Source organism: Microbacterium sp. NPDC064978 (assembly GCF_044543605.1).
In the GTDB taxonomy this organism is placed as follows: domain Bacteria; phylum Actinomycetota; class Actinomycetes; order Actinomycetales; family Microbacteriaceae; genus Microbacterium; species Microbacterium meiriae.
Genome location: NZ_JBITWF010000001.1, coordinates 1,263,869 through 1,286,369, shown reverse-complemented (window position 1 = coordinate 1,286,369; position 22,501 = coordinate 1,263,869). Strand labels below are relative to the sequence as shown.

General features: G+C 68.8%; 14 protein-coding genes. 12 read left to right on the top strand and 2 right to left on the bottom strand.

From position 1 onward, the window contains the following. Nucleotides 1-12: 12 nt before the first annotated feature. Nucleotides 13-1,278 (bottom strand): LCP family protein, encoded by a 1,266-nt coding sequence (locus ACIGJI_RS06415; protein WP_363445468.1) that lies wholly within the window; start codon nucleotides 1,276-1,278, stop codon nucleotides 13-15. 147 nt (nucleotides 1,279-1,425) lie between these two features. On the opposite strand from ACIGJI_RS06415, the gene ACIGJI_RS06410 reads away from it, so the two are divergent. Genes ACIGJI_RS06410 through ACIGJI_RS06390 form a run of 5 tightly spaced genes read left to right on the top strand, consistent with a single transcriptional unit; the run spans nucleotide 1,426 to nucleotide 6,930 of the window. Further along, nucleotides 1,426-2,715, top strand: a complete 1,290-nt coding sequence (locus tag ACIGJI_RS06410; protein WP_259952977.1) for a sugar ABC transporter substrate-binding protein — start codon at nucleotides 1,426-1,428, stop codon at nucleotides 2,713-2,715. Nucleotides 2,716-2,730: 15 nt separating this feature from the next. After that, complete coding sequence (locus tag ACIGJI_RS06405) at nucleotides 2,731-3,705, top strand: carbohydrate ABC transporter permease (protein ID WP_187663353.1); 975 nt, start codon at nucleotides 2,731-2,733, stop codon at nucleotides 3,703-3,705. Beyond that, nucleotides 3,702-4,535: a carbohydrate ABC transporter permease gene (locus ACIGJI_RS06400; RefSeq protein WP_187663354.1), complete on the top strand. Its 834-nt coding sequence runs from the start codon at nucleotides 3,702-3,704 to the stop codon at nucleotides 4,533-4,535. The genes ACIGJI_RS06405 and ACIGJI_RS06400 overlap by 4 nt, the downstream gene beginning before the upstream one ends. Next, nucleotides 4,532-6,040 (top strand): glycoside hydrolase family 3 N-terminal domain-containing protein, encoded by a 1,509-nt coding sequence (locus tag ACIGJI_RS06395; RefSeq protein WP_363445470.1) that lies wholly within the window; start codon nucleotides 4,532-4,534, stop codon nucleotides 6,038-6,040. Before ACIGJI_RS06400 ends, ACIGJI_RS06395 begins: the two co-directional genes overlap by 4 nt. Before the next feature lie 14 nt (nucleotides 6,041-6,054). Then, complete coding sequence (locus ACIGJI_RS06390) at nucleotides 6,055-6,930, top strand: MurR/RpiR family transcriptional regulator (RefSeq protein WP_259952981.1); 876 nt, start codon at nucleotides 6,055-6,057, stop codon at nucleotides 6,928-6,930. Nucleotides 6,931-6,940: 10 nt separating this feature from the next. Here ACIGJI_RS06390 and ACIGJI_RS06385 read toward each other — a convergent pair whose 3' ends face one another. Then, the gene (locus ACIGJI_RS06385) at nucleotides 6,941-7,870 is read right to left on the bottom strand and encodes a sugar kinase (protein ID WP_366244653.1); all 930 of its coding nucleotides are present in this window, start codon (nucleotides 7,868-7,870) and stop codon (nucleotides 6,941-6,943) included. Between the two features lie 156 nt (nucleotides 7,871-8,026). Here ACIGJI_RS06385 and ACIGJI_RS06380 point away from each other — a divergent pair, with 156 nt between their 5' ends. The 7 genes from ACIGJI_RS06380 (at nucleotide 8,027) to ACIGJI_RS06350 (ending at nucleotide 22,475) form a co-directional block, all read left to right on the top strand. Continuing rightward, on the top strand, nucleotides 8,027-9,700 hold the full coding sequence (locus ACIGJI_RS06380; protein WP_363445474.1) for an ABC transporter substrate-binding protein: 1,674 nt from the start codon (nucleotides 8,027-8,029) through the stop codon (nucleotides 9,698-9,700). Nucleotides 9,701-9,783: 83 nt separating this feature from the next. Then, complete coding sequence (locus ACIGJI_RS06375; RefSeq protein ID WP_060922593.1) at nucleotides 9,784-10,788, top strand: ABC transporter permease; 1,005 nt, start codon at nucleotides 9,784-9,786, stop codon at nucleotides 10,786-10,788. Between the two features lie 34 nt (nucleotides 10,789-10,822). Further along, complete coding sequence (locus ACIGJI_RS06370) at nucleotides 10,823-11,788, top strand: ABC transporter permease (RefSeq protein ID WP_071327550.1); 966 nt, start codon at nucleotides 10,823-10,825, stop codon at nucleotides 11,786-11,788. Further along, nucleotides 11,785-13,578 carry an ABC transporter ATP-binding protein gene (locus ACIGJI_RS06365; protein WP_363445478.1) on the top strand — a complete coding sequence of 598 codons (1,794 nt, stop codon included), beginning with the start codon at nucleotides 11,785-11,787 and terminating at the stop codon, nucleotides 13,576-13,578. The genes ACIGJI_RS06370 and ACIGJI_RS06365 overlap by 4 nt, the downstream gene beginning before the upstream one ends. Nucleotides 13,579-13,854: 276 nt before the next feature. Then, entirely contained in the window at nucleotides 13,855-17,358 is a 3,504-nt protein-coding gene (locus ACIGJI_RS06360) for a DNA-directed RNA polymerase subunit beta (RefSeq protein WP_259952987.1), read from the top strand. 108 nt (nucleotides 17,359-17,466) lie between these two features. After that, entirely contained in the window at nucleotides 17,467-21,342 is a 3,876-nt protein-coding gene (gene rpoC / locus ACIGJI_RS06355) for a DNA-directed RNA polymerase subunit beta' (protein WP_187663361.1), read from the top strand. A 203-nt stretch (nucleotides 21,343-21,545) separates the two neighbouring features. Beyond that, entirely contained in the window at nucleotides 21,546-22,475 is a 930-nt protein-coding gene (locus tag ACIGJI_RS06350) for a PfkB family carbohydrate kinase (RefSeq protein ID WP_363445481.1), read from the top strand. Nucleotides 22,476-22,501 lie beyond the last annotated feature (26 nt).

Genomic DNA, 22,501 nt, shown 5'->3' with positions numbered 1-22,501 from the left:
GCCCGACTCCGGTCAGCGCTGGTTGCCCACCGCGCAGGTCTCCTGCTCGAGGGTCTGGCCCGAGACCTCCGGCGGGAGGGTCGCGCGGGCATCCGGCGTTGCGGTCGCCTCGGGACCGGGGTCCGACTCCGGGGCCGTGGGCGCCGTGGGAGCGGGGGTGACGAGCTCCACGCCGCGGTGCGTCGTCACGTCTCCGGTGAGCTGCAGCGGTTTGCCGGCCCGCACCGCATCCCAGAGCGCGGCGGCGGCGTCCTCGTCGGGCACGACCTTGTCGTCGTCGAACGGGTCGACGACGTTCGGGTACTGCACGAAGGCGAAGTCGCCGAACCTCACGTCCTTGAGAGCGAGGGCGAGCTGCGCCAGCCGCAGCGGGTCGGCGAGCTCGTCGCTGGGGTCGATGTTGTCGGCGATGGCGTTCGTCAGCCGCAGGACCTTGGGGATGTCGGTCAGCGTCTCCTCGCTCAGCACCTTCTTGGCCAGTCGCGACATGTACTGCTGCTGATTGGAGATGCGGGCGAGGTCGCTCTCGTCCCCCACGCCGTGCCGGGTGCGGATGAACTGGAGCGCCTCCACGCCCGAGACCGTCCGCATGCCCGCCGGCCAGTCGATGCCCGTGTGGCGGTCGCGGATGCCGTCGCCGGCGATGCAGACCTCGACCCCGCCTATCGCATCGGTGACGGCCATGACGCCGTCGAAGCTGATCTTGGCGGCGAACTCCACGGGGATGTCACCCAGTTCGCTCACGGTCTTCGCGATACAGGAGAGGCCGGCGTGCTCGAACAGCGAGTTCATCGATGCCTTCTCCATCGCCGACGCGACGTAGCCGTCCTCACGGGTGCACTCCGGCACGGGCACGCCGAGGTCGCGGGGGAGGGAGACGACGGTCACGTTCCGCGGGGCGGCGGAGACGTGCACGAGGAGGTTCACGTCGTTCCGACTGAGGCCGTCCGCCTCGGCGCAGCGCTCATCGAAGAGCGCGGTGGCCTTCGGGCCGCATTCGTCCGTGCCCACGATGAGGATGCTGAAGGCCTTGTCGTCGGGATACGCGCCGAGGGTGGGCGGGTCGACCTGCGGTGCACCCTCCAGGGTGACGGCCCCGTCGCCCACGCGGTTGAAGACGTCCCAGACGAGGAACCCGGCGACCGCCGCGGTCGAGACGAGCACCACGGCGAGTCCGATCCCGAGCCCGCGGAGCACGCGGGACGCGCGTCCGCGTGCAGGGCGCGGGGCATGCCGGGGGAGCGGGCGGCGGTCGGCGTCAGATCCACGTCGGGGCATGCGGGGAGCCTACCCCGGAGGCCTGATGTTACGGCGGTGTGACGATTCTGGGAGGAACTTGCAGGGAATTAGTTAGTCGTGAATACTTTTTCCTATCCCCGGTACGCACCCGATGCACACCTGGACTTTCAAAGAGGAGATCCCCCCATGCACAAGCGCATTCTTCCGGCGGTGGCGCTCGGCGCCGTCGCCACGATCGCTCTGGCCGGCTGTGCCGGCGGCAGCGGTGACAACGGCTCGACCAACGGCGAGGGCCAGGAGCTGACCGTCTGGATCATGAAGGGGACCAACCCCGACGCGACCGCCTTCTACGACAAGGTCTCGGAGGCCTTCGAGGAGGAGACCGGTGCGAAGGTCACCATCGAGGAGATCCAGTGGGCCGACGCCCACGACCGCTTCGTGACCTCGATCGCCGGGAGCACGACCCCGGACATCGCCGAGACCGGCACCACCTGGACCGCGGAGTTCGCCGACGCCGGCGCGCTCCTCCCGCTCGACGAGTACGTCGACGCCGAGGACGGCCTCCGCGACGACCTCGTCGAGGGCCTCGCCGTCGCCGGCACCTACGAGGACGAGCTGTACGGCATGCCGTGGTACGCCGGCGTCCGCTCCATCGTCTACCGCACCGACGTGTTCGAGGAGCTCGGTCTCGAGGCTCCGAAGACCTGGGACGACATCGTCGCCGCGGGTGAGGCCATCAAGGCCGCCAAGCCCGACATGCTGCCCTTCCCCGTCGCGGGCGACGCCGAGTTCCAGGTCTACCCCTGGGTCTGGGGTGCCGGCGGCGAGATCGCCACGAAGGACGGCGACACCTGGACCAGCGAGCTCGACAGCGCCGAGTCGCAGGCCGGCATCGAGTTCTACACGGGTCTGGCCACCGAGCACGGCTTCTCGTCGGCCGGTGCGACCACGTGGAAGGAGACCGACCTCCGGGACGCCTTCACGCAGGGCAACGTCGCGATGATGCTCTCCGGCTCCTGGACGCCGAACGCCCTCATCGAGGCCAACCCCGAGCTCGAGGGCAAGATCGGCGCCGCCGTGATCCCCGGCCAGGACGGCGGCATCGCGCCCTCCGTGCTCGGCGGCTCGCACCTGTCGGTGTTCAACACCACGAAGAACGCCGACCTCGCGTGGGAGTTCGTCAAGCTCATGACCACCGGTGAGTTCGCCGAGCAGTGGTCCGACGAGACCGGCTACTTCCCGGGCGTCCAGTCCGCGATGGAGGAGGCCCTCGCCTCGACCGACCCGCTCGTCGCACCGTTCGCCGAGCAGATGGTCGACGGCGGCGCGTCCGTCCCGGTCACGCCGAACTTCGGCGCCGTGCAGGCGAAGAAGACCACCAACGCCATGATCCAGGCCATCCTCAGCGGGCAGAAGGACGTCGCGACCGCGACGAAGGACGCCGCTGCCGAGATGACCGAACTGCTCAACCAGTAAGGAACCACTCCTTCCATGTCGATGGTGCAAGCGCCACTGCCGGCCACGAAGGCGGAGCCCTCCTCCGCCTCCGTGGCCGGCGGCCGGAAGCGTCGGGGTCTCTCGATCGTCACGGCCCGCCCCTGGCTCCTCCTCGCCCCCGGGCTGATCATCCTCGCGGGGCTGATGCTCTGGCCGCTCGTGCAGGTGTTCCTCTACTCGCTGCAGGACTACGGTCTGCGCGAGATCAACACCGGTGAGAGCAACTGGATCGGGCTGGACAACTACGCCGAGGCGCTCACCAATCCGACCCTGTGGACGGTGGTGCTCCCCAACACGGTCGGCTTCGCGGCCGTCGCGGTGTTCACCACCGTCGCACTCGGAACCCTCGTGGCGCTGCTGCTGGCGCGGCTGGGCACCGTGTGGCGCACCATCGTCTCCAGCTGCATCATGGTCGCGTGGGCGATGCCCGCCGTGACCGGCACGTACGTCTGGACCTTCATCTTCGATGCCGACCGCGGCATCTTCAACAGCGTCCTGCAGGACCTCGGCCTCATCGACGGTCAGGTCAACTGGTTCACCAACCAGTGGTCGTTCTACGCGATCGTGCTGCTGAACGTCGTCCACCACGGCTTCCCGTTCGTGGCCATCACCGTGCTCGCCGGCCTCCTGGGCGTCTCGAAGGAGATGCTCGAGGCCGCGGCGCTCGACGGGGCCGGCGCGTGGCGCCGCTTCTGGAAGATCATCTTCCCGACGCTCAAGCCCGTCTTCTCCGTCGTCATCATCCTGTCGACGATCTGGGACTTCAAGGTCTTCGCGCAGGTCTACCTCATGCCCGGCGGCAGCGGCGGCAACCGTCAGGTGCTCAACCTCGGCGTGTGGTCGTACGTGGAGTCGTTCGGTCAGAACCGCTACGGGTTCGGCGCCGCGCTCGCGGTGCTGCTGACCCTCGTGCTGATCGGCATCACGATCGTCTACATCCGCTCCCTCATGAAGGAGGACGAGCTGTGAACCCCCGCCCCAGGCTCCGGTCGCGCATCGGACTCGGCATCGGCGTCGCCGCCGTCCTCATCTTCACGCTGTTCCCCGTCTACTGGATGGTCTCCAGCGCGTTCGACGGCAAGGCCTCCAGCGGTGGGCAGTCGCTCCTCCCGCAGGAGTTCACGTGGGACAACTTCGCCTTCGTGCTCACCGAGGGCGGCTTCGGCACCTACCTGCGCAACTCCGCCATCGTGGCCCTCGTCACGGTGCTCGTCAGCGCGATCGTCTGCCTGCTCGCGGCGGTCGCCGTGGCGCGGTTCCGCTTCAAGTTCCGCACCACGGTCCTGATGATGATCCTCGTGGTGCAGATGGTGCCGCTCGAGGCCCTGGTCATCCCGCTGTTCCTCCAGGTGAAGAGCCTCGGCCTGCTGAACAGCATCATCGGCCTCATGGTGGTCTACGTGGCGCTGTCGCTCGCGTTCGGCATCTGGATGCTGCGCGGCTTCGTCGCGGCCGTCCCGGTCGAGCTCGAGGAGGCCGCCTACATCGACGGCGCGAGCTGGTGGCGGATGTTCCGCTCCATCCTGCTGCCCCTGGTGATGCCCGGCCTCGTCGCGACGAGCATCTTCAGCTTCATCACGGCGTGGAACGAGTTCATCTTCGCCATGACGATCCTCGGCGCGCAGACCGACCAGTACACGGTCTCGATCGGGCTCAAGTCGTTCTTCGGCCTGTACTCGAACGACTGGGGCAGCATCATGGCCGCCTCCACGATCATCACCGTGCCCGTCATGATCTTCTTCGTCATCGTGCAGCGCCGGCTCTCCGCCGGCATGGTCGCGGGAGCGGTGAAGGGATGACCGACGAGCTCGAGCGCCTCGCGAACGGCGTGCTCTGGCCCGGGTTCCTCGGCACCACGGCGCCCGCCTGGCTCGTGGAGGAGCTGCGCGACGGCCTGGCCGGAGTCGTGTACTTCGGACAGAACGTCGGAGAGGGACTGCCCGCGCTGAGTGCGCAGATCCTCGACGCGAACCCGGACGCCCTGATCGGCGTGGACGAGGAGGGCGGCAGCGTCACGCGGCTGGAGTCCGGGAGCGGCTCGACCCTTCCCGGCGCCGCGCAGCTCGGTGCCCTCGACGACGTGGTCGCGTCGGAGCGGACCGGCGCGGAACTCGCCCGTCGCGTGCGCGCCGTCGGTGCGAACGTGGTGCTCGGTCCGGTCGCCGACGTCAACACCGACCCGCGCAACCCCGTCATCGGCGTGCGCTCGTTCGGATCCGACGAGGCGCTGGTGACGCGCCACGTCGTCGCCACGGTCGACGGCATCCAGGACGGCGGCGTCGCCGCGTGCGTCAAGCACTTCCCCGGTCACGGCGACACCCACCTCGACTCGCACCACGCGCTTCCCGAGATCGCGCTCGACGTGGCCGAGTACGAGCGCGTGCACCTCGAGCCGTTCCGGGCGGCCGTCGAGGCGGGCGTCGACGCGATCATGACCGCGCACATCGTCGTTCCCGCGTGGGGCGCGCAGCCGGCCACCCTCAACCCGCGTGTGCTCGGCATGCTGCGGGAGTGGGGCTTCCGGGGCGTCATCATCACCGATGCGCTGGACATGGCCGCGATCCGCGAGACCGTCGGGCTGGGAGGAGGCGCCGCCCTCGCTCTGGCCGCCGGCGCCGACCTCCTGTGCATCGGAAACCCGACCAACCCCGGCGACGCCGCCCTTCCCGACCAGGACCGCCGCGACTTCCTCGCCGCCCGCGACGGGATCGTGGCCGCGCTGCGTGACGGCTCGCTCTCCCGGGAGCGCGTCGAGGAGGCCGCCGCGCGGGTGTCGGCCCTCGCCACCCGGCTGCGCACGAGCGATGCCTCGGACGAGGAGATCGCCGCGTTCGACGCCGCCGAGATCGTCCGTCGGTCCGTGTCGCTGACCGGCGTCGCACCCGAGGCCGCCGACGCCCTGGCGGTGATCGACGCCCGACGTCGCTCGACGCTCGCGGTGGACAGCGCCGCCTCCTACGTGGCCGAAGCGCTCGCGGGAGACGGCGTCCGGGTGCGGCTCGACGTGGCCGCGCGCACCGTGGACGAGCAGGACGCCGTGATCGACGAGGTCGCCGCGGCGACCGGCACGACGGTCGTCCTCGTGGACCGGCCGGATGCGGAGTCGGCGCAGCGCGCACTCATCGAGCGGACCGCGCTCCGGGATCCGGGAGCGGTCGTGGTGAACGTCGGCCTGCCCGTACAGGAGCCGCTGCCGCTGCCCACCGTCGAGGTCGGCGCCGCCAGCCGGCTCGGCGCTCAGACCGCGCGGGACGCGCTCCTCGGCCGCTTCGTGCCCCGACAGAGGACGACCGCCGCCGGTTGAGACGGGATCAGCGCATGGACGACGACGTTCTGGCCGTGGTGCGACGCTCCCTCCCCAAGCTCAGCGCGGCGGAGGGACGCGTCGCCGAGAGGATCCTCGGGGACCCCACCCTCGTGGTGGACCTCGCGATCAACGACCTCGCGCAGCTCTGCCAGACCTCGCTCTCGACCGTCGCCCGGTTCGCGCAGTCGTTGGGCTACAGCGGCTATCGGGAACTCCGGGTGGCCGTCGCCCGCGCGGTCACCCTCGCACAGGCGCAGCAGGCCCGCTTCGGACTCGATTCCACGGCTATCGACCGGGACGACGGGCCGGCCGCGATCGCCGCGAAGCTCGCCGCGCAGGAGATCGACGCGATCGAGAAGACGGCACGGGCCCTGGACGCGGACGCCCTCGACCGGGTCGCGCGGGCGGTGGTCGTCGCCCGGCACATCGACCTGTTCGGGCAGGCGGCGTCGTCGCTGACCGCCCAGGATCTCCAGCTCAAGCTGTCCCGGATCGGCTGCTCGGTGACCCACTCGGCCGATCCGCACCTCGCGATCACCGCGGCCTCGTTGCGGTCGTCCGCCGACGTGGCGATCGCCTTCTCACACGGCGGCGAGACGGCCGAGACGGTCCGCGCCCTGGAGGTCGCGCGGGCCACGGGTGCACTCGCGGTGGCGGTGACGAGCGCTGCGGACTCCCCGCTCGCGGCCATCGCCGACGTCGTGCTCCTCAGCCAGGCCCAGGAGTCGCCGTTCCGGATGGCCGCCATGTCGAGCCGCATCGCGCAGCTCGCGCTCATCGATGTGCTCTTCGTGCGGATCGTGCAGCACCGGGGCGAGCACGTCGCGGTGTCGCTGCAGCGCACGCACGACGCGGTCCCGCCGCGGCGTGGACGTCACGCGGACTGAGGTCGCCCGGTCAGTCGACGTGGTCCCGCGTGCTGGTGATCGCGCGCGTCGCGATGCGGTGGGCGCGGGCCAGGCTCCCACCCAGGGTCAGACCGGTCAGGACGCCCGCGAGGAAGCCCGCGGCGAACGCGTCGCCCGCTCCGATCGTCTCCACGACCGGTACGTCGAGGGCGTCGCTGGCCGCGCGCTCCGCGCCGTCGAACGCGACGGCACCGGCGGGGTCGGTCACGACCAGGTACCGCGGCTCGGGGAACAGCGTCCGCAGGTCGTCCGGCGCGCTCGTCCCGAACACGGCCTCGGCATCCGGCCGGGTGCAGAAGACGATGTCGGCGCGGTGGGCGAGGTCGGTGAGCAGGGCACGCCCCTCGTCCTCCCGCCCCCGCCACAGCGCGGGGCGCCAGTTGAGATCGAAGCTGACGAGGCGGCCGGGTCGGGGCGCCGCCACCAGGGCCTCCTGGGCGGCGCGTGCGGACGGAGAGAGCGCCGGCGTGATGCCGGAGGTGTGCACGAGGGCTGCCGCGGCGAGCAGCTCCGTCGCCACCGGCGACTCCAGCGAACCCGGTGACAGCGCCGCCGCGGCCGACCCCGCACGGTAATAGTGCATGGTCCCGTCCACGGCGCCGTCCGTCCGCGGCGAGAGCTCCTTGACGTAGAGCCCCGTCGGCGCGACCGGGTCGACCTCGACGGCGCGGTCGTCGACCCCGTGCGCACGGAGCTCGGCGGTGAGGAACCGTCCGAACCCGTCGTCCCCGACGGGACACGACCGCGGTCCGGATGCCGGCGGAGGCGAGTGCGATCGCGGTGTTCCACTCCGCCCCGGCGAGGGAGCGGTGGAACGTGCGGCAGGTCTCGAGCGGCCCGGCGGTGGCGGAGACGAGGGCGACCAGGCCCTCGCCCAGGCACACGACGAGGGGAGTGGTGTCCGGCACGTTCTGGACATTACCGGATCGACGGCGGCCCCGCGTCGATACCGGATCGCAACATCGGACTCTTGGCATCCGCCGGGCCGCTGGGTACCTTCGAGGAATCACCGTCTCCGCGGCGACGATGCCCGGAGACGCGCAAGGAAGCGCCCGACAGGGAAGGTCATACACACATGCACCAGTCAGCCATGCCTCGGCGAGGACTCGCCGCCGTCACCGGAGCGACCATCGCCGCTCTCGCACTCGCCGGATGCGTCGCCAGCGAGCGCGGGGACAACGGGTCGGAAGGATCGGGTGACGTCGACGGCACCTTCGTCTTCGCCGCCTCCTCGGATCCCGCGAGCCTCGACCCGGCGTTCGCGCAGGACGGCGAGACCTTCCGCGTCTCCCGCCAGATCTTCGAGGGTCTGGTGGGCACGGAACCCGGCACGGCCGACCCGGCACCGCTGCTGGCGGAGTCGTGGGAGTCGTCCGAGGACGGCATGTCCCACACCTTCGCGCTGAAGGAGGGTGTGACCTTCCAGGACGGCACCCCGTTCAACGCCGAGGCCGTCTGTGCCAACTTCGACCGCTGGTACAACTGGACCGGTCTCGCCGCCTCCGAGGCCTTCGGGTACTACTACAACAAGCTCTTCAAGGGCTACGCCTCCAACCCGGAGGACGCGGTCTACAAGTCGTGCACGCCGGACGGCGACAACTCCGTCACCATCGAGCTGAACAAGCCGTTCGCCGGCTTCATCGCCTCGCTGTCGCTGCCGGCCTTCGGCATGCAGAGCCCCTCGGCGATGCAGGAGTTCGGCGCCGACGAGGTCGGCGGCACCGCCGAGGCCCCGCAGCTCTCCGAGTACGCCATGGGACACCCGGTCGGCACCGGCCCCTACCAGTTCGAGGAGTGGGCACCGGGCGAGCAGGTCACGCTCAAGGCCTACGACGACTACTGGGGCGAGGCCGGCCAGATCGACGAGATCATCTTCCGCACCATCGACGACCCGACGGCCCGTCGCCAGGCGCTCGAGTCGGGTTCCATCGACGGCTACGACCTCGTGGGCCCCGCCGACACGAAGGCGCTGGAGGAGGACGACTTCACCATGGTGTCGCGTCCTCCGTTCACGATCCTCTACCTCGCCTTCAACCAGGCGATCCCGGAGCTGCAGGACCCGAAGGTGCGTGAAGCGCTGTCCTACGCCATCGACAAGGACGCCCTGATCAGTCAGGTCCTCCCGGAGGGCACCGAGAAGGCGACGCAGTTCGTCCCGCCGGTGGTCAACGGCTACAACGACGAGGTCACGACCTACGACTACGACCCGGAGAAGGCCAAGGAGCTCCTCGCGGAGGCGGGCTACGACGAGGCGAACCCGCTGGCGCTGGACTTCAACTACCCGGTCAACGTCTCGCGTCCGTACATGCCGGACCCCGAGCAGATCTACACCGTCCTGTCGTCGCAGCTCTCCGAGGTCGGCGTGGAGACCACCCCGGTCTCCGAGGAGTGGGTCGAGTACCTCGACCGCACCACCGGCACCGCCGACCACGGCATCCACCTGCTCGGCTGGACCGGCGACTACAACGACACCGACAACTTCGTCGGCGTCTTCTTCGGCCAGAAGAGCTCCGAGTGGGGCTTCGACAACCCGGAGCTGTTCCAGGCGCTGACCGAGGCGCGCGGGGTCTCCAACCTCGACGACCAGACGGTGCTGTACGAGGACATCAACGAGATGGTCGCGGAGTTCATCCCCGGCGTCCCGCTCGCGCACCCGGCGCCGACGCTCGCCTTCGACCCGCGCGTCGAGAGCTACCCCGCCAGCCCGGTGAACGACGAGGTCTTCACGGACATCGTCCTCACGAAGTAGGCCTGACCATTTGATATGCCGAGCCCCGGTTCCGCTCCTGCGGAACCGGGGCACGGCGTACCTTCTGATCGACGGAGAACTCTGTGCTGCGCACCATCGGCAGGCGACTGCTGTTCCTCATCCCCACCCTGTTCGGGCTCAGCATCCTGCTGTTCGCCTGGGTCAGGGCCCTCCCCGGCGGCCCTGCGGTCGCCCTCCTCGGCGAGAAGGCCACCCCGGAGGCCATCGCCAGGGTCAACGAGCTCTACGGCTTCAACAAGCCCCTCATCGAGCAGTACTTCATCTGGGTCACCCGGCTGCTGCAGGGCGACTTCGGTACGTCCATCCAGACCAACCGGCCGGTCACGGAGGAGTTCCTCCGCCGATTCCCCGCGACGATCGAGCTGAGCGTCGCGGCGCTCATCTTCGCCATCGGGGTCGGCATCCCGCTCGGATACTGGGCGGCCCGTCGCCACGGAAAGTTCACCGATCACGCGTCGGTCGTGCTGAGCCTCATCGGCATCACGATCCCGGTGTTCTTCCTCGCCTTCATCCTCAAGTACGTCTTCGCCGTGCAGCTGGGCTGGCTGCCCTCGGACGGTCGGCAGGATCCACGGATCGATGCGACCCATCCCACGGGCTTCTACGTCTGGGACGGCATCATCACGGGGGAGTTCGACGCCGCGTGGGATGCGATCCTCCACCTGATCCTCCCGGCGCTCGCCCTCGGCACCATCCCGCTCGCGATCATCGTCCGCATCACCAGGGCGAGCGTGCTGGAGGTGCAGAACGCCGACTACGTGCGGACGGGGCGGGCGAAGGGCGTGGGCTCCGCCACCCTGCGCAGCCGGTTCATCCTCCGGAACGCCATGCTCCCGGTCATCACGACGATCGGTCTGCAGACGGGACTGCTCATCTCGGGGGCGGTGCTCACCGAGACGGTGTTCGCCTTCCCCGGCATCGGGTCGTTCCTCGCGCGGGCGATCTTCACGCGCGACTTCCCGGTGCTGCAGGGGTTCATCATCTTCATCGCGATCGCCTACGCCCTCATCAACCTGGCCGTGGACGTGTCGTACAGCTTCATCGATCCGAGAGTGAGAGTGCAGTGATGTCCTCCTCCCTCATCCGAAAGGAGGCGCTCGCATGAGCATCGCCCTCCCACCCGCACAGGGCCCGTCCGCCGAGAGCGGCGGGAGCATCGACACCGTCGCGATCGCCCAGGCCGACCTCAAGGACGGCGGCGGCGGCTTCTGGCGCGACGTCTTCCGCCGGCTCCGGCACAACCCGACGGCGTGGATCGGCGCCGTCATCGTGCTCCTCTTCCTGCTCGTCGCGGTGCTCGCGCCGGTCCTCGCTCCGTACCCCGAGACCGCGCTCCCTGGGGCGAAGGAGATCACGCCCACGCACATCCCCGGCCCGGGGGAGCTGCCGCAGTTCCCACTCGGTCTGGACCGGTTCGGCGGCGACGTGCTGTCGAAGCTCATCTGGGGCGCGCAGGCGTCGCTGCTGATCGGCGTCGTCTCCACCGCGATGGGTCTCGTCGGCGGCATGATCCTCGGACTCCTCGCCGGCACGTTCGGCGGCTGGGTCGACACGGTCATCATGCGCGTCGTCGACATCATCCTGTCGGTGCCGAACCTCCTGCTGGCGGTGTCGATCGCCGCGATCCTCGGGCAGACGCCGTACGCCGTGATGATCGCCATCGGGGCCTCCCAGGTGCCGATCTTCGCGCGCCTGCTGCGGGCGTCCATGCTTCAGCAGCGCTCCAGCGACTATGTGCTGTCGGCGCAGACACTCGGCCTCGGCCGCGGCCGGATCACGATGTCGCACGTCCTCCCGAACGCCATCGGTCCGGTCATCGTGCAGGGCACCCTGACCCTCGCGACCGCGGTCATCGACGCGGCAGCGCTGTCGTTCCTCGGTCTCGGCGGCGGCGGGCCCGCGACCGCCGAGTGGGGCCGCATGCTCACGTACGCACAGGCCGAGCTGGCGATCGCCCCGTGGCTGGCGTTCCTCCCCGGCATCTGCATCGCCGTCACCGCGCTGGGCTTCACCCTGCTCGGCGAGGCGCTGCGTGAGGCCATGGACCCGAGGACGAGGGCACGATGAACATCCATGACGAGGGCGCCGTGCGCGCCGCGAAGGAGAGCGGCATGGCGGACGAGCCCCTGCTGTCGGTCGAGGGCCTGGCGGTGGACTTCGCCACCATGGACGGCGTCGTGCACGCCGTCGAGGGCGTCGACCTCGAGATCCGCCCCGGGGAGACCGTGGCGATCGTCGGCGAGTCCGGTTCCGGCAAGTCGACCACCGCGATGGCGATCATCGGGCTGCTCGCGGGCGGAGGGAAGGTGGCCGCCGGCAGCATCAGACTCGACGGGAGGGACATCTCCCGCGCCTCCGAGAACGAATTGCGGTCGATCCGCGGACGGGACATCGGCCTCGTGCCGCAGGACCCCATGTCCAACCTCAACCCGGTCGCGAAGATCGGCACCCAGGTCGCCGAGACGCTGCTCGCCCACGGCCTCGCCACCCGGCAGAACGTGCAGTCCAAGGTCGTCGAGGCGCTCACCGCCGCCGGCCTCCCGGATCCGGAGAGCCGCGCGAAGCAGTACCCGCACGAGTTCTCCGGCGGCATGCGGCAGCGGGCGCTCATCGCGATCGGTCTGGCGTGCAAGCCGCGGCTGCTCATCGCGGACGAGCCCACCAGCGCCCTGGACGTGACGGTGCAGCAGACCATCCTCGACCAGATCGGCGAGATGACCAGGGAGCTGGGCACGGCTGTGCTCCTCATCACGCACGACCTCGGGCTCGCCGCCGAGCGGGCCGAGCGGGTGATCGTGATGCACCGCGGCAAGGTCGTCGAGCAGGGTCCCGCGCGGCAGATCCTCGAGGATCCGCAGCACCCGTACACCCAGTCGCTCGTGAAGGCCGCGCCGTCGGTCGCGGTGGCACGGCTGCGCCCGGAAGCCTTCGTGCAGGGCGCTTCGACAGGCTCAGCGACCCAGGAGGAGGCTGGGTCAGCGACCCAGGAGGGCGCTTCGACAGGCTCAGCGACCCACCGTGAGCCTGGGGCCCTGAGCTCGTCGGCCCCCGGGTCCCTGAGCTCGTCGAAGGGCAACATCGTCGAGATCGAGAACCTCACGAAGGTGTACCCCGTGCGCGGCAAGCACGAGGACTTCGTCGCGGTCGACGGCGTCTCGCTCGCGATCCCGCGCGGCGAGACCGTCGCGATCGTGGGGGAGTCGGGGTCGGGCAAGACCACGACCGCGCGCATGCTCCTCAAGGTGATCGAGCCCACGAGCGGCCTCATCCGCTACGAGGGCAAGGACATCTCGACCCTGAGCCGCGCGGAGACGAAGGACTTCCGGCAGCGGGTGCAGCCCATCTTCCAGGATCCGTACTCCAGCCTGAACCCCATGTTCACGATCGAGCGGCTGATCGCGGAGCCGCTGGAGTTCTACAAGCGGGGGAGCGGAGCGGACCGGCGCAAGCGCGTGCGGCAGCTCCTGGACGACGTCGCGCTGCCGCAGTCGATGCTGCGGCGCTACCCGTCCGAGCTCTCCGGCGGGCAGCGTCAGCGCGTGGCGATCGCGCGGGCACTGGCCCTGTCGCCTGACCTCATCGTGTGCGACGAGCCCGTGTCGGCGCTCGATGTGCTCGTGCAGGACCAGATCCTGCGGCTGCTGGGCGACCTGCAGCGGGAGTACGGCCTGAGCTACCTGTTCATCTCGCACGACCTCGCGGTGGTGCGGCTCATCAGCGACTACGTGTGCGTGATGAAGGACGGGAAGCTCGTGGAGGCCGCGTCGTCGGAGGAGATCTTCACGAACCCTCGCGACCCCTACACGCGCCGCCTCCTCGCCTCGATCCCCGGCAACGAGCTCAACATCGCGTCCTGACCCGAGACCCCGGTTTCGCGTCGAAACCCCGCCCTGCCCCCCCGGCGAGGGCGGGGTTTCGACGCGAAGGCGGGGTCTCGGCCGTCCCATTACCGCAGCGAGGAAGATTGGTCAAGGATTGCGCTTGCCATGTCGTGAGATCGCGTCTATAGTTGGTAGTTGCGCTCGCTTCTCCCTGCCCTCATATGGTGGTCGGCATCTCGTGAGCTTCTGAGCGCACTCCACCTGACGACAAAGGAATCGAGAAGCCCTGCGGGGCTCACGGAGGTTATTCCCTTGGCTGCTGCTCCCAACGCATCCACATCCACCACCACCAAGAACGGACGCGGAGCTTCCCGTCTCTCGTTCGCCAAGATCTCCGACACGCTGACGGTCCCGGACCTTCTCGCCCTGCAGACCGAGTCCTTCGGTTGGCTGGTCGGCAACGACGCCTGGAAGGCGCGCGTGGCCGAGGCCAAGGCCGCCGGTCGCACCGACGTGAACGAGAACAGCGGTCTGGGCGAGATCTTCGAGGAGATCTCCCCGATCGAGGACCTCGGCGAGACGATGCAGCTGTCGTTCACGAACCCGTACCTCGAGCCCGAGAAGTACTCCATCGAGGAGTGCAAGGAGCGCGGCAAGACGTACGCGGCCCCGCTCTACGTCGAGGCCGAGTTCATGAACCACCTCACGGGTGAGATCAAGACCCAGACGGTCTTCATGGGCGACTTCCCGCTGCAGACCGACAAGGGCACGTTCATCATCAACGGCTCCGAGCGCGTCGTCGTCTCGCAGCTCGTGCGCTCGCCGGGTGTCTACTTCGACAAGACCCCCGACAAGACGTCCGACAAGGACATCGTGTCGGCGCGCGTCATCCCGAGCCGCGGCGCGTGGCTCGAGTTCGAGATCGACAAGCGCGACCAGGTCGGCGTCCGCGTCGACCGCAAGCGCAAGCAGTCCGTCACGGTCTTCCTCAAGGCGCTGGGCATGACCAGCGAGGAGATCCTCGCGGAGTTCGCCGGCTACACCTCGATCGAGGAGACGCTCGCGAAGGACACCATCGTCACCAAGGAAGACGCGCTGCGCGACATCTACCGCAAGCTGCGTCCGGGCGAGCAGGTCGCCGCCGAGGCCGCCCGCGCGCTGCTCGACAACTTCTACTTCAACCCGAAGCGCTACGACCTCGCCAAGGTCGGCCGGTACAAGATCAACCACAAGCTGGGTCTCGACACCCCGCTGACGGAGTCGGTGCTGACGGTGCAGGACATCGTCGCCACCATCAAGTACCTCGTGCGTCTGCACGCGGGCACCGAGGAGACCTTCGAGGGCATCCGCGGCGGCAAGAAGACCGAGATCCGTCTCGCGACCGACGACATCGACAACTTCGGCAACCGTCGCATCCGCGCGGTCGGCGAGCTGATCCAGAACCAGGTCCGCACCGGTCTGTCCCGCATGGAGCGCGTCGTCCGCGAGCGCATGACCACGCAGGACATCGAGGCCATCACGCCGCAGACCCTGATCAACGTGCGTCCCGTCGTCGCCGCGATCAAGGAGTTCTTCGGAACCTCGCAGCTGTCGCAGTTCATGGACCAGAACAACCCGCTCGCGGGTCTGACCAACAAGCGTCGTCTGTCGGCTCTGGGCCCCGGTGGTCTGAGCCGCGACCGCGCCGGCGTCGAGGTCCGTGACGTCCACCCCTCGCACTACGGCCGCATGTGCCCGATCGAGACCCCGGAAGGCCCGAACATCGGCCTGATCGGTGCGCTCGCGACCTTCGCGCGCATCAACTCGTTCGGCTTCATCGAGACCCCGTACCGCAAGGTCGTCGACGGTGTCGTGACCGACCAGATCGACTACCTGACCGCCTCCGAGGAGGTCGACTACAACATCGCGCAGGCCAACGCGCCGCTCGATGCGAAGGGTCGCTTCCGCGAGAGCCACGTGCTCGCGCGCCCGAAGGGCGGCAGCGGTGAGGTCGACCTGTTCCTCCCGGAGGAGATCGGCTACATCGACGTCTCGCCGCGCCAGATGGTGTCGGTCGCGACCTCGCTCGTGCCCTTCCTCGAGCACGACGACGCGCAGCGCGCGCTCATGGGCGCCAACATGCAGCGTCAGGCCGTGCCGCTGCTCCGCAGCGACTCGCCGCTCGTCGGAACCGGTATGGAGGGCTACACCGCCATCGACGCCGGTGACGTGATCACCGCCGAGAAGGCCGGTGTCGTCTCCGAGGTCTCCGCGGACCGCGTCGTGGTCATGCTCGACGAGGGCGGCACGCAGGAGTACCACCTGCGCAAGTTCGACCGCTCGAACCAGGGCACCTCCTACAACCAGAAGGTCGTCGTCAACGCCGGTGAGCGCGTCGAGGTCGGAGAGGTCATCGCCGATGGCCCCGCCACCGAGAACGGCGAGCTGGCCCTCGGGAAGAACCTCCTCGTCGCGTTCATGACGTGGGAGGGCTACAACTTCGAGGACGCCATCATCCTGAGCCAGGACCTGGTGAAGGACGACACCCTCTCCTCGATCCACATCGAGGAGTACGAGGTCGACGCCCGCGACACGAAGCTCGGCAAGGAGGAGATCACCCGTGACCTCCCCAACGTCAGCCCGGAGCTGCTGAAGGACCTCGACGAGCGCGGCATCATCCGCATCGGCGCCGAGGTCCGCCCCGGCGACATCCTCGTCGGCAAGGTCACGCCGAAGGGCGAGACCGAGCTGTCGGCCGAGGAGCGCCTGCTCCGCGCGATCTTCAACGAGAAGAGCCGCGAGGTCCGCGACACCTCTCTGAAGGTGCCGCACGGCGAGCAGGGCACGATCATCGCGGTCAAGGAGTTCAACGCCGAGGACGGCGACGACGAGCTCGGCTCCGGCGTCAACCGCCGCGTCGTGGTCTACATCGCCCAGAAGCGCAAGATCACCGAGGGTGACAAGCTCGCCGGCCGCCACGGCAACAAGGGTGTCATCGCGAAGATCCTCCCCATCGAGGACATGCCGTTCCTCTCGGACGGCACGCCGGTCGACATCGTCCTCAACCCGCTCGGCATCCCGGGTCGAATGAACTTCGGCCAGGTGCTCGAGACCCACCTCGGGTGGATCGCGAAGCAGGGCTGGAAGGTCGAGGGCACCCCGGAGTGGGCCGCCAAGCTGCCGCAGCAGGCCTTCGAGGCCGCGCCGGGCACCAAGGTCGCCACCCCGGTGTTCGACGGTGCCAGCGAGGAGGAGATCTCCGGTCTGCTCGACTCGACGCTCCCGACCCGTGACGGCCTGCGCCTGATCGACTCGAGCGGCAAGACGCAGCTGTTCGACGGCCGCTCCGGCGAGCCGTTCCCGGCGCCGATCTCCGTGGGCTACATGTACATCCTGAAGCTCCACCACCTGGTGGACGACAAGATCCACGCCCGCTCCACCGGTCCGTACTCGATGATCACCCAGCAGCCGCTCGGTGGTAAGGCGCAGTTCGGTGGACAGCGCTTCGGTGAGATGGAGGTGTGGGCCCTCGAGGCCTACGGTGCGGCGTACGCCCTCCAGGAGCTCCTCACGATCAAGTCCGACGACATCCTCGGCCGCGTCAAGGTGTACGAGGCGATCGTCAAGGGCGAGAACATCCAGGAGCCCGGCATCCCCGAGTCGTTCAAGGTGCTCATGAAGGAGATGCAGTCGCTCTGCCTGAACGTCGAGGTCCTCTCGGCCGACGGCACGCTGGTCAACCTCCGCGACACCGACGACGAGGCGTTCCGCGCCGCAGAGGAACTCGGTATCAACATCTCCAGCCGCTTCGAGGCCGCCTCGATCGACGAGATCTAACCCTTCGACGGGCTCAGGGACCCAGGTTCCTGGGATCAGGACCCACCGGGTCGCTGAGCCCGTCGAAGCCCAGACTTCTCAAAAAGAATTTCCGACACAGGAGAACTAGTGCTCGAGTCCACAACTTTCGATGAGCTTCGCATCGGCCTGGCGACCGCAGACCACATCCGCGCGTGGTCCTACGGCGAGGTCAAGAAGCCCGAAACCATCAACTACCGCACCCTCAAGCCGGAGAAGGACGGTCTCTTCGGAGAGCAGATCTTCGGCCCGTCCCGTGACTGGGAGTGCGCCTGCGGCAAGTACAAGCGCGTCCGCTTCAAGGGCATCGTCTGCGAGCGCTGCGGCGTGGAGGTCACCAAGAGCTCCGTCCGTCGTGAGCGCATGGGTCACATCGAGCTCGCCGCTCCCGTCACCCACATCTGGTACTTCAAGGGCGTGCCCTCGCGCCTCGGCTACCTGCTGGACATGGCGCCGAAGGACCTCGAGAAGGTCATCTACTTCGCCGCGTACATGGTCATCTCGGTCGACGAGGATGCCCGTCACCGCGACCTGGGCACCCAGGAGAACAACATCCGTCTCGAGCTGAAGACGCTCGGCGACCGCCGCGACTCGAAGATCGCGGAGCGCCTGGCGAAGCTGGAGGAGGAGCTCGCGGCCCTCGAGGCCGAGGGGGCCAAGGCCGACGCCAAGAAGAAGGTCAAGGACGCCGCCGAGAAGGAGATGTCGCTCATCCGCAAGGGTGCCGACGAGGCGATCCTGAAGCTGGAGCGCGTGTGGGAGGACTTCCGCACGCTCGAGGTCGGGGCCCTGCGCCCGGAGGACGACGTCTTCCACGAGCTGCAGGACCGCTTCGGCCAGTACTTCGAGGCATACATGGGTGCCGAGGCGATCCAGCGTCGCCTGGCCGCTTTCGACCTGGCCGCCGAGGCCGAGAACCTGCGTCTGCAGATCTCGGAGGGCAAGGGCCAGCGCAAGATCCGTGCGATCAAGCGCCTCAAGGTCGTCAGCTCGTTCCTCGAGACCGGCATGAGCCCGGCCGCGATGGTTCTCGACGTCGTCCCGGTCATCCCGCCGGAGCTGCGTCCGATGGTCCAGCTCGACGGTGGCCGCTTCGCGACCTCCGACCTGAACGACCTGTACCGCCGCGTGATCAACCGCAACAACCGTCTCCGTCGCCTGATCGACCTCGGTGCCCCCGAGATCATCGTCAACAACGAGAAGCGGATGCTGCAGGAGGCCGTCGACGCCCTGTTCGACAACGGCCGCCGCGGTCGCCCCGTAACCGGTACCGGCAACCGCGCCCTGAAGTCCCTGAGCGACATGCTCAAGGGAAAGCAGGGTCGCTTCCGCCAGAACCTGCTCGGTAAGCGCGTCGACTACTCGGGCCGTTCGGTCATCGTCGTCGGCCCGCAGCTGAAGCTGCACCAGTGCGGTCTGCCCAAGCAGATGGCGCTCGAGCTCTTCAAGCCGTTCGTCATCAAGCGCCTGATCGACCTCGGCCACTCGCAGAACATCAAGGCCGCGAAGCGCGCCGTCGAGCGCACCCGTCCCGAGGTCTGGGACGTCCTCGAGGAGATCATCCGCGAGCGTCCGGTACTGCTGAACCGTGCACCCACCCTGCACCGTCTCGGCATCCAGGCGTTCGAGCCGCAGCTCGTCGAGGGCAAGGCCATCCAGCTGCACCCGCTCGTCTGCGCGGCGTTCAACGCCGACTTCGACGGTGACCAGATGGCCGTGCACCTGCCGCTGTCGGTCGAGGCTCAGGCCGAGGCCCGCGTGCTGATGCTCGCGTCGAACAACATCCTGAAGCCGTCGGACGGCCGTCCGGTGACTCTGCCCTCGCAGGACATGATCATCGGTCTGCACCACCTGACGACGGTCAAGGCCGGCGCCAAGGGCGAGGGTCGTGCGTTCGGCTCCGTCGGCGAGGCACAGCTCGCGTACGACGAGGGCACGCTCGACCTGCAGGCGAAGGTCCGCATCCGCATCCCGGGTCTGGCCTTCCTCGAGGGCGAGGCTCCCGAGGGCTACGAGAAGCACGGTCTGGTCGACGCTTCGCTGGGTCAGGCGATCTTCAACGACGCGCTCCCGAAGGGCTACCCCTTCGTGCGCGAGCAGGCCGACAAGGGCAAGCTGTCGCAGATCGTCAACAAGCTGGCCGAGGAGTACCCCAAGGTCGAGACGGCCGCCACGCTGGACCGCATCAAGGATGCCGGTTTCTACTGGGCGACCCGTTCGGGTGTGACCGTCGCGCTGAGCGACATCCTCACCCCGCCGAACAAGGCGGAGATCGTCGCGGGCTACGAGAAGCAGGCCGCGAAGGTCCAGTCCCAGTACGAGAAGGGCCTCACGACCGACGCCGAGCGTCGTCAGGAGCTCATCAAGATCTGGACCGAGGCGACCGACGAGGTGCAGGCCGCGATGAAGGCGCACTTCCCGGAGGACAACACCATCAACCGCATGGTGTCCTCTGGCGCCCGTGGTAACTGGCTGCAGATCCGGAACATCGCCGGTATGCGTGGTCTGGTGAACAACCCCAAGGGTGAGATCATCCCGCGTCCGATCATCTCCTCGTACCGCGAGGGTCTGTCGGTGGCGGAGTACTTCATCGCGACGCACGGTACCCGTAAGGGTCTGGCCGACACCGCTCTGCGCACCGCCGACTCGGGTTACCTGACCCGTCGTCTGGTGGACGTCTCGCAGGACGTCATCATCCGCGAAGAGGACTGCGGCACGTCGAAGGGCCTCGAGCTCCCGATCGCCGCTCCGAACTCGCAGGGTGAGCTGGTGCGCGACGCGAACGTCGAGAACTCGGTGTTCGCCCGCACGCTGGCCTCCGACGTGGTGAGCGAGTCGGGCGAGGTTCTCGCTTCGGCCGGCGACGACGTGGGCGACGTACTCATCGACAAGCTCGTCGGACTCGGTGTCGAGACCATCAAGGTCCGTTCGGTCCTGACGTGCGACTCCGCCGTCGGTGTGTGCGCGCAGTGCTACGGCCGTTCGCTCGCGACCGGCAAGACCGTCGACATCGGCGAGGCCGTCGGCATCATCGCGGCCCAGTCGATCGGTGAGCCCGGTACCCAGCTGACGATGCGTACCTTCCACACCGGTGGTTCGGCGTCGGCGGATGACATCACGCAGGGTCTGCCCCGTGTGCAGGAGCTGTTCGAGGCGCGTACCCCCAAGGGTGCATCGCCGATCGCGGAGGCCGACGGCCGCATCACGATCGACGAGACCGAGAAGGCCAAGAAGGTCATCCTGACGCCCGACAACGGCGACGAGCCCGTCGTCTACCCGGTGCTGAAGCGTGCCACCCTCCTCGTCGAGGACGGCCAGCACGTCTCGGTCGGTCAGCCCCTGCAGGTCGGCACGCTCGACCCCAAGGAGGTCATGCGCGTCATGGGTGCCCGTGAGGTGCAGAAGTACCTCGTCGGCGGCGTCCAGGGCGTCTACCGCTCGCAGGGTGTGCCGATCCACGACAAGCACATCGAGGTCATCGTCCGTCAGATGCTCCGCAAGGTCACCGTCGTCGATCACGCCGACACGACCCTGCTGCCGGGTGAGATGGTCGACCTGAAGCGCTACCAGCAGATCAACCGCGAGGCCGTGGCCGAGGGCAAGCGCCCCGCGTCCGGTCGCCCGGAGCTGATGGGTATCACGAAGGCGTCGCTCGCGACCGAGTCGTGGCTGTCCGCTGCGTCCTTCCAGGAGACGACCCGCGTGCTCACGCAGGCCGCCATGGAGGGCAAGCGCGACCCGCTGGTCGGTCTCAAGGAGAACGTCATCATCGGAAAGCTCATCCCCGCCGGAACCGGTCTCTCGAAGTACCGCGACGTCACGGTCGAGGCCACCGAGGAAGCCAAGAGCGAGCGCTACCCGAACCGGATCTTCGCATCCGACGGTGCGTACGCGGACGGCGACTTCGGCTACGTCGACTTCGACGCGTTCTCGACGGACGACATCACCCCCGGTACCTACAACTGAGAAGTGAGTGAGTGAACGAAGGCCCCGGGGTTCTCCCCGGGGCCTTCGTCGTCCCTCGGCCCGTTCGGGTGTGCACAACTCAGGAGATCCGGGACGGCAGGCCGCCGTCGGCTGCTCGTGACGGCATGGAGGCCCAGGTCTCCTGAGTTATGCACACGGTTCGGCGCTGCTTCGCGGCGCGGGCGGCGCGGTAGGGTCGGCGAGTGAGTACTGAGACTTCCCCCGGCGGCGCGGCCGTCGTCATCGGAGACGCCCTGATCGACGAGATCCGGGATGACAGCGGCGTCCGCGAGTTCGTCGGTGGAGCGGCCCTGAACGTGGCGGTCGGGCTGCGCCGGCTCGGAATCCCCACCACCCTCATCGCGATGGTGGGGGAGGACGTCGCGGGCGCGCACGTCCGCGAGTACCTGGCCGATCACGGCGTGCGGCTGATCGCGAGCGCGGCGCCGCACGGGTCGTCGCGGGCCGTCGTGACCCGGGCCGCGAACGGCGAGCCGAGTTACGTCTTCAACCGCGCGGCCCAGGAGCGGACCATCCGGTACTCGGACGAGGCGAGGGCCGCCATCGCCGGGGCGGACATCGTCGCCGTGAGCTGCTTCCCCTTCGATGCCGCCGAGGAGGTCGACGCCCTCGCGACCGCAGTGGAGGGCGCGCGGCTGGCGATCGATCCGAACCCGCGCACCGGCATGCTGTCCGACCGTGAAGAGTTCGTCCGCGGCTTCGAGCGGCTGGCCGCGAGGGCGGACCTCGTGAAGGTCGGTGCCGACGACGCCGCCGTGCTCTACGACGGCGACCTCGACGCCCTGCGCGCGCGGCTCCGGAGCCTCGGAGTCACCGCTGTGCTCGCGACGGCCGGGGCAGACGGCGCGGTGCTCGAGTCGGACGGCGGGTCGGTCTCGGCTCCCATCTCGGCGCTCCCTGGTCGCGTGGTCGACACCGTGGGGGCTGGGGATGCGACTCTCGCCGCCGTCGCCGCCGGGCTGGTGGACGGCGGCCCGAAGACGGCCGAGGAGTGGACGGCCTTGCTCACGCGCGCGATGGATGTGGCCGCCGCGACCTGCCGCGCCGAGGGCGGGCTGCTGCGCACGCCGGAGTCGCTGGCCGCCGCCGACCGCGGCGTGTACGGGAGCTGACGCCTCGATTTCTCGCGCCCGCATCC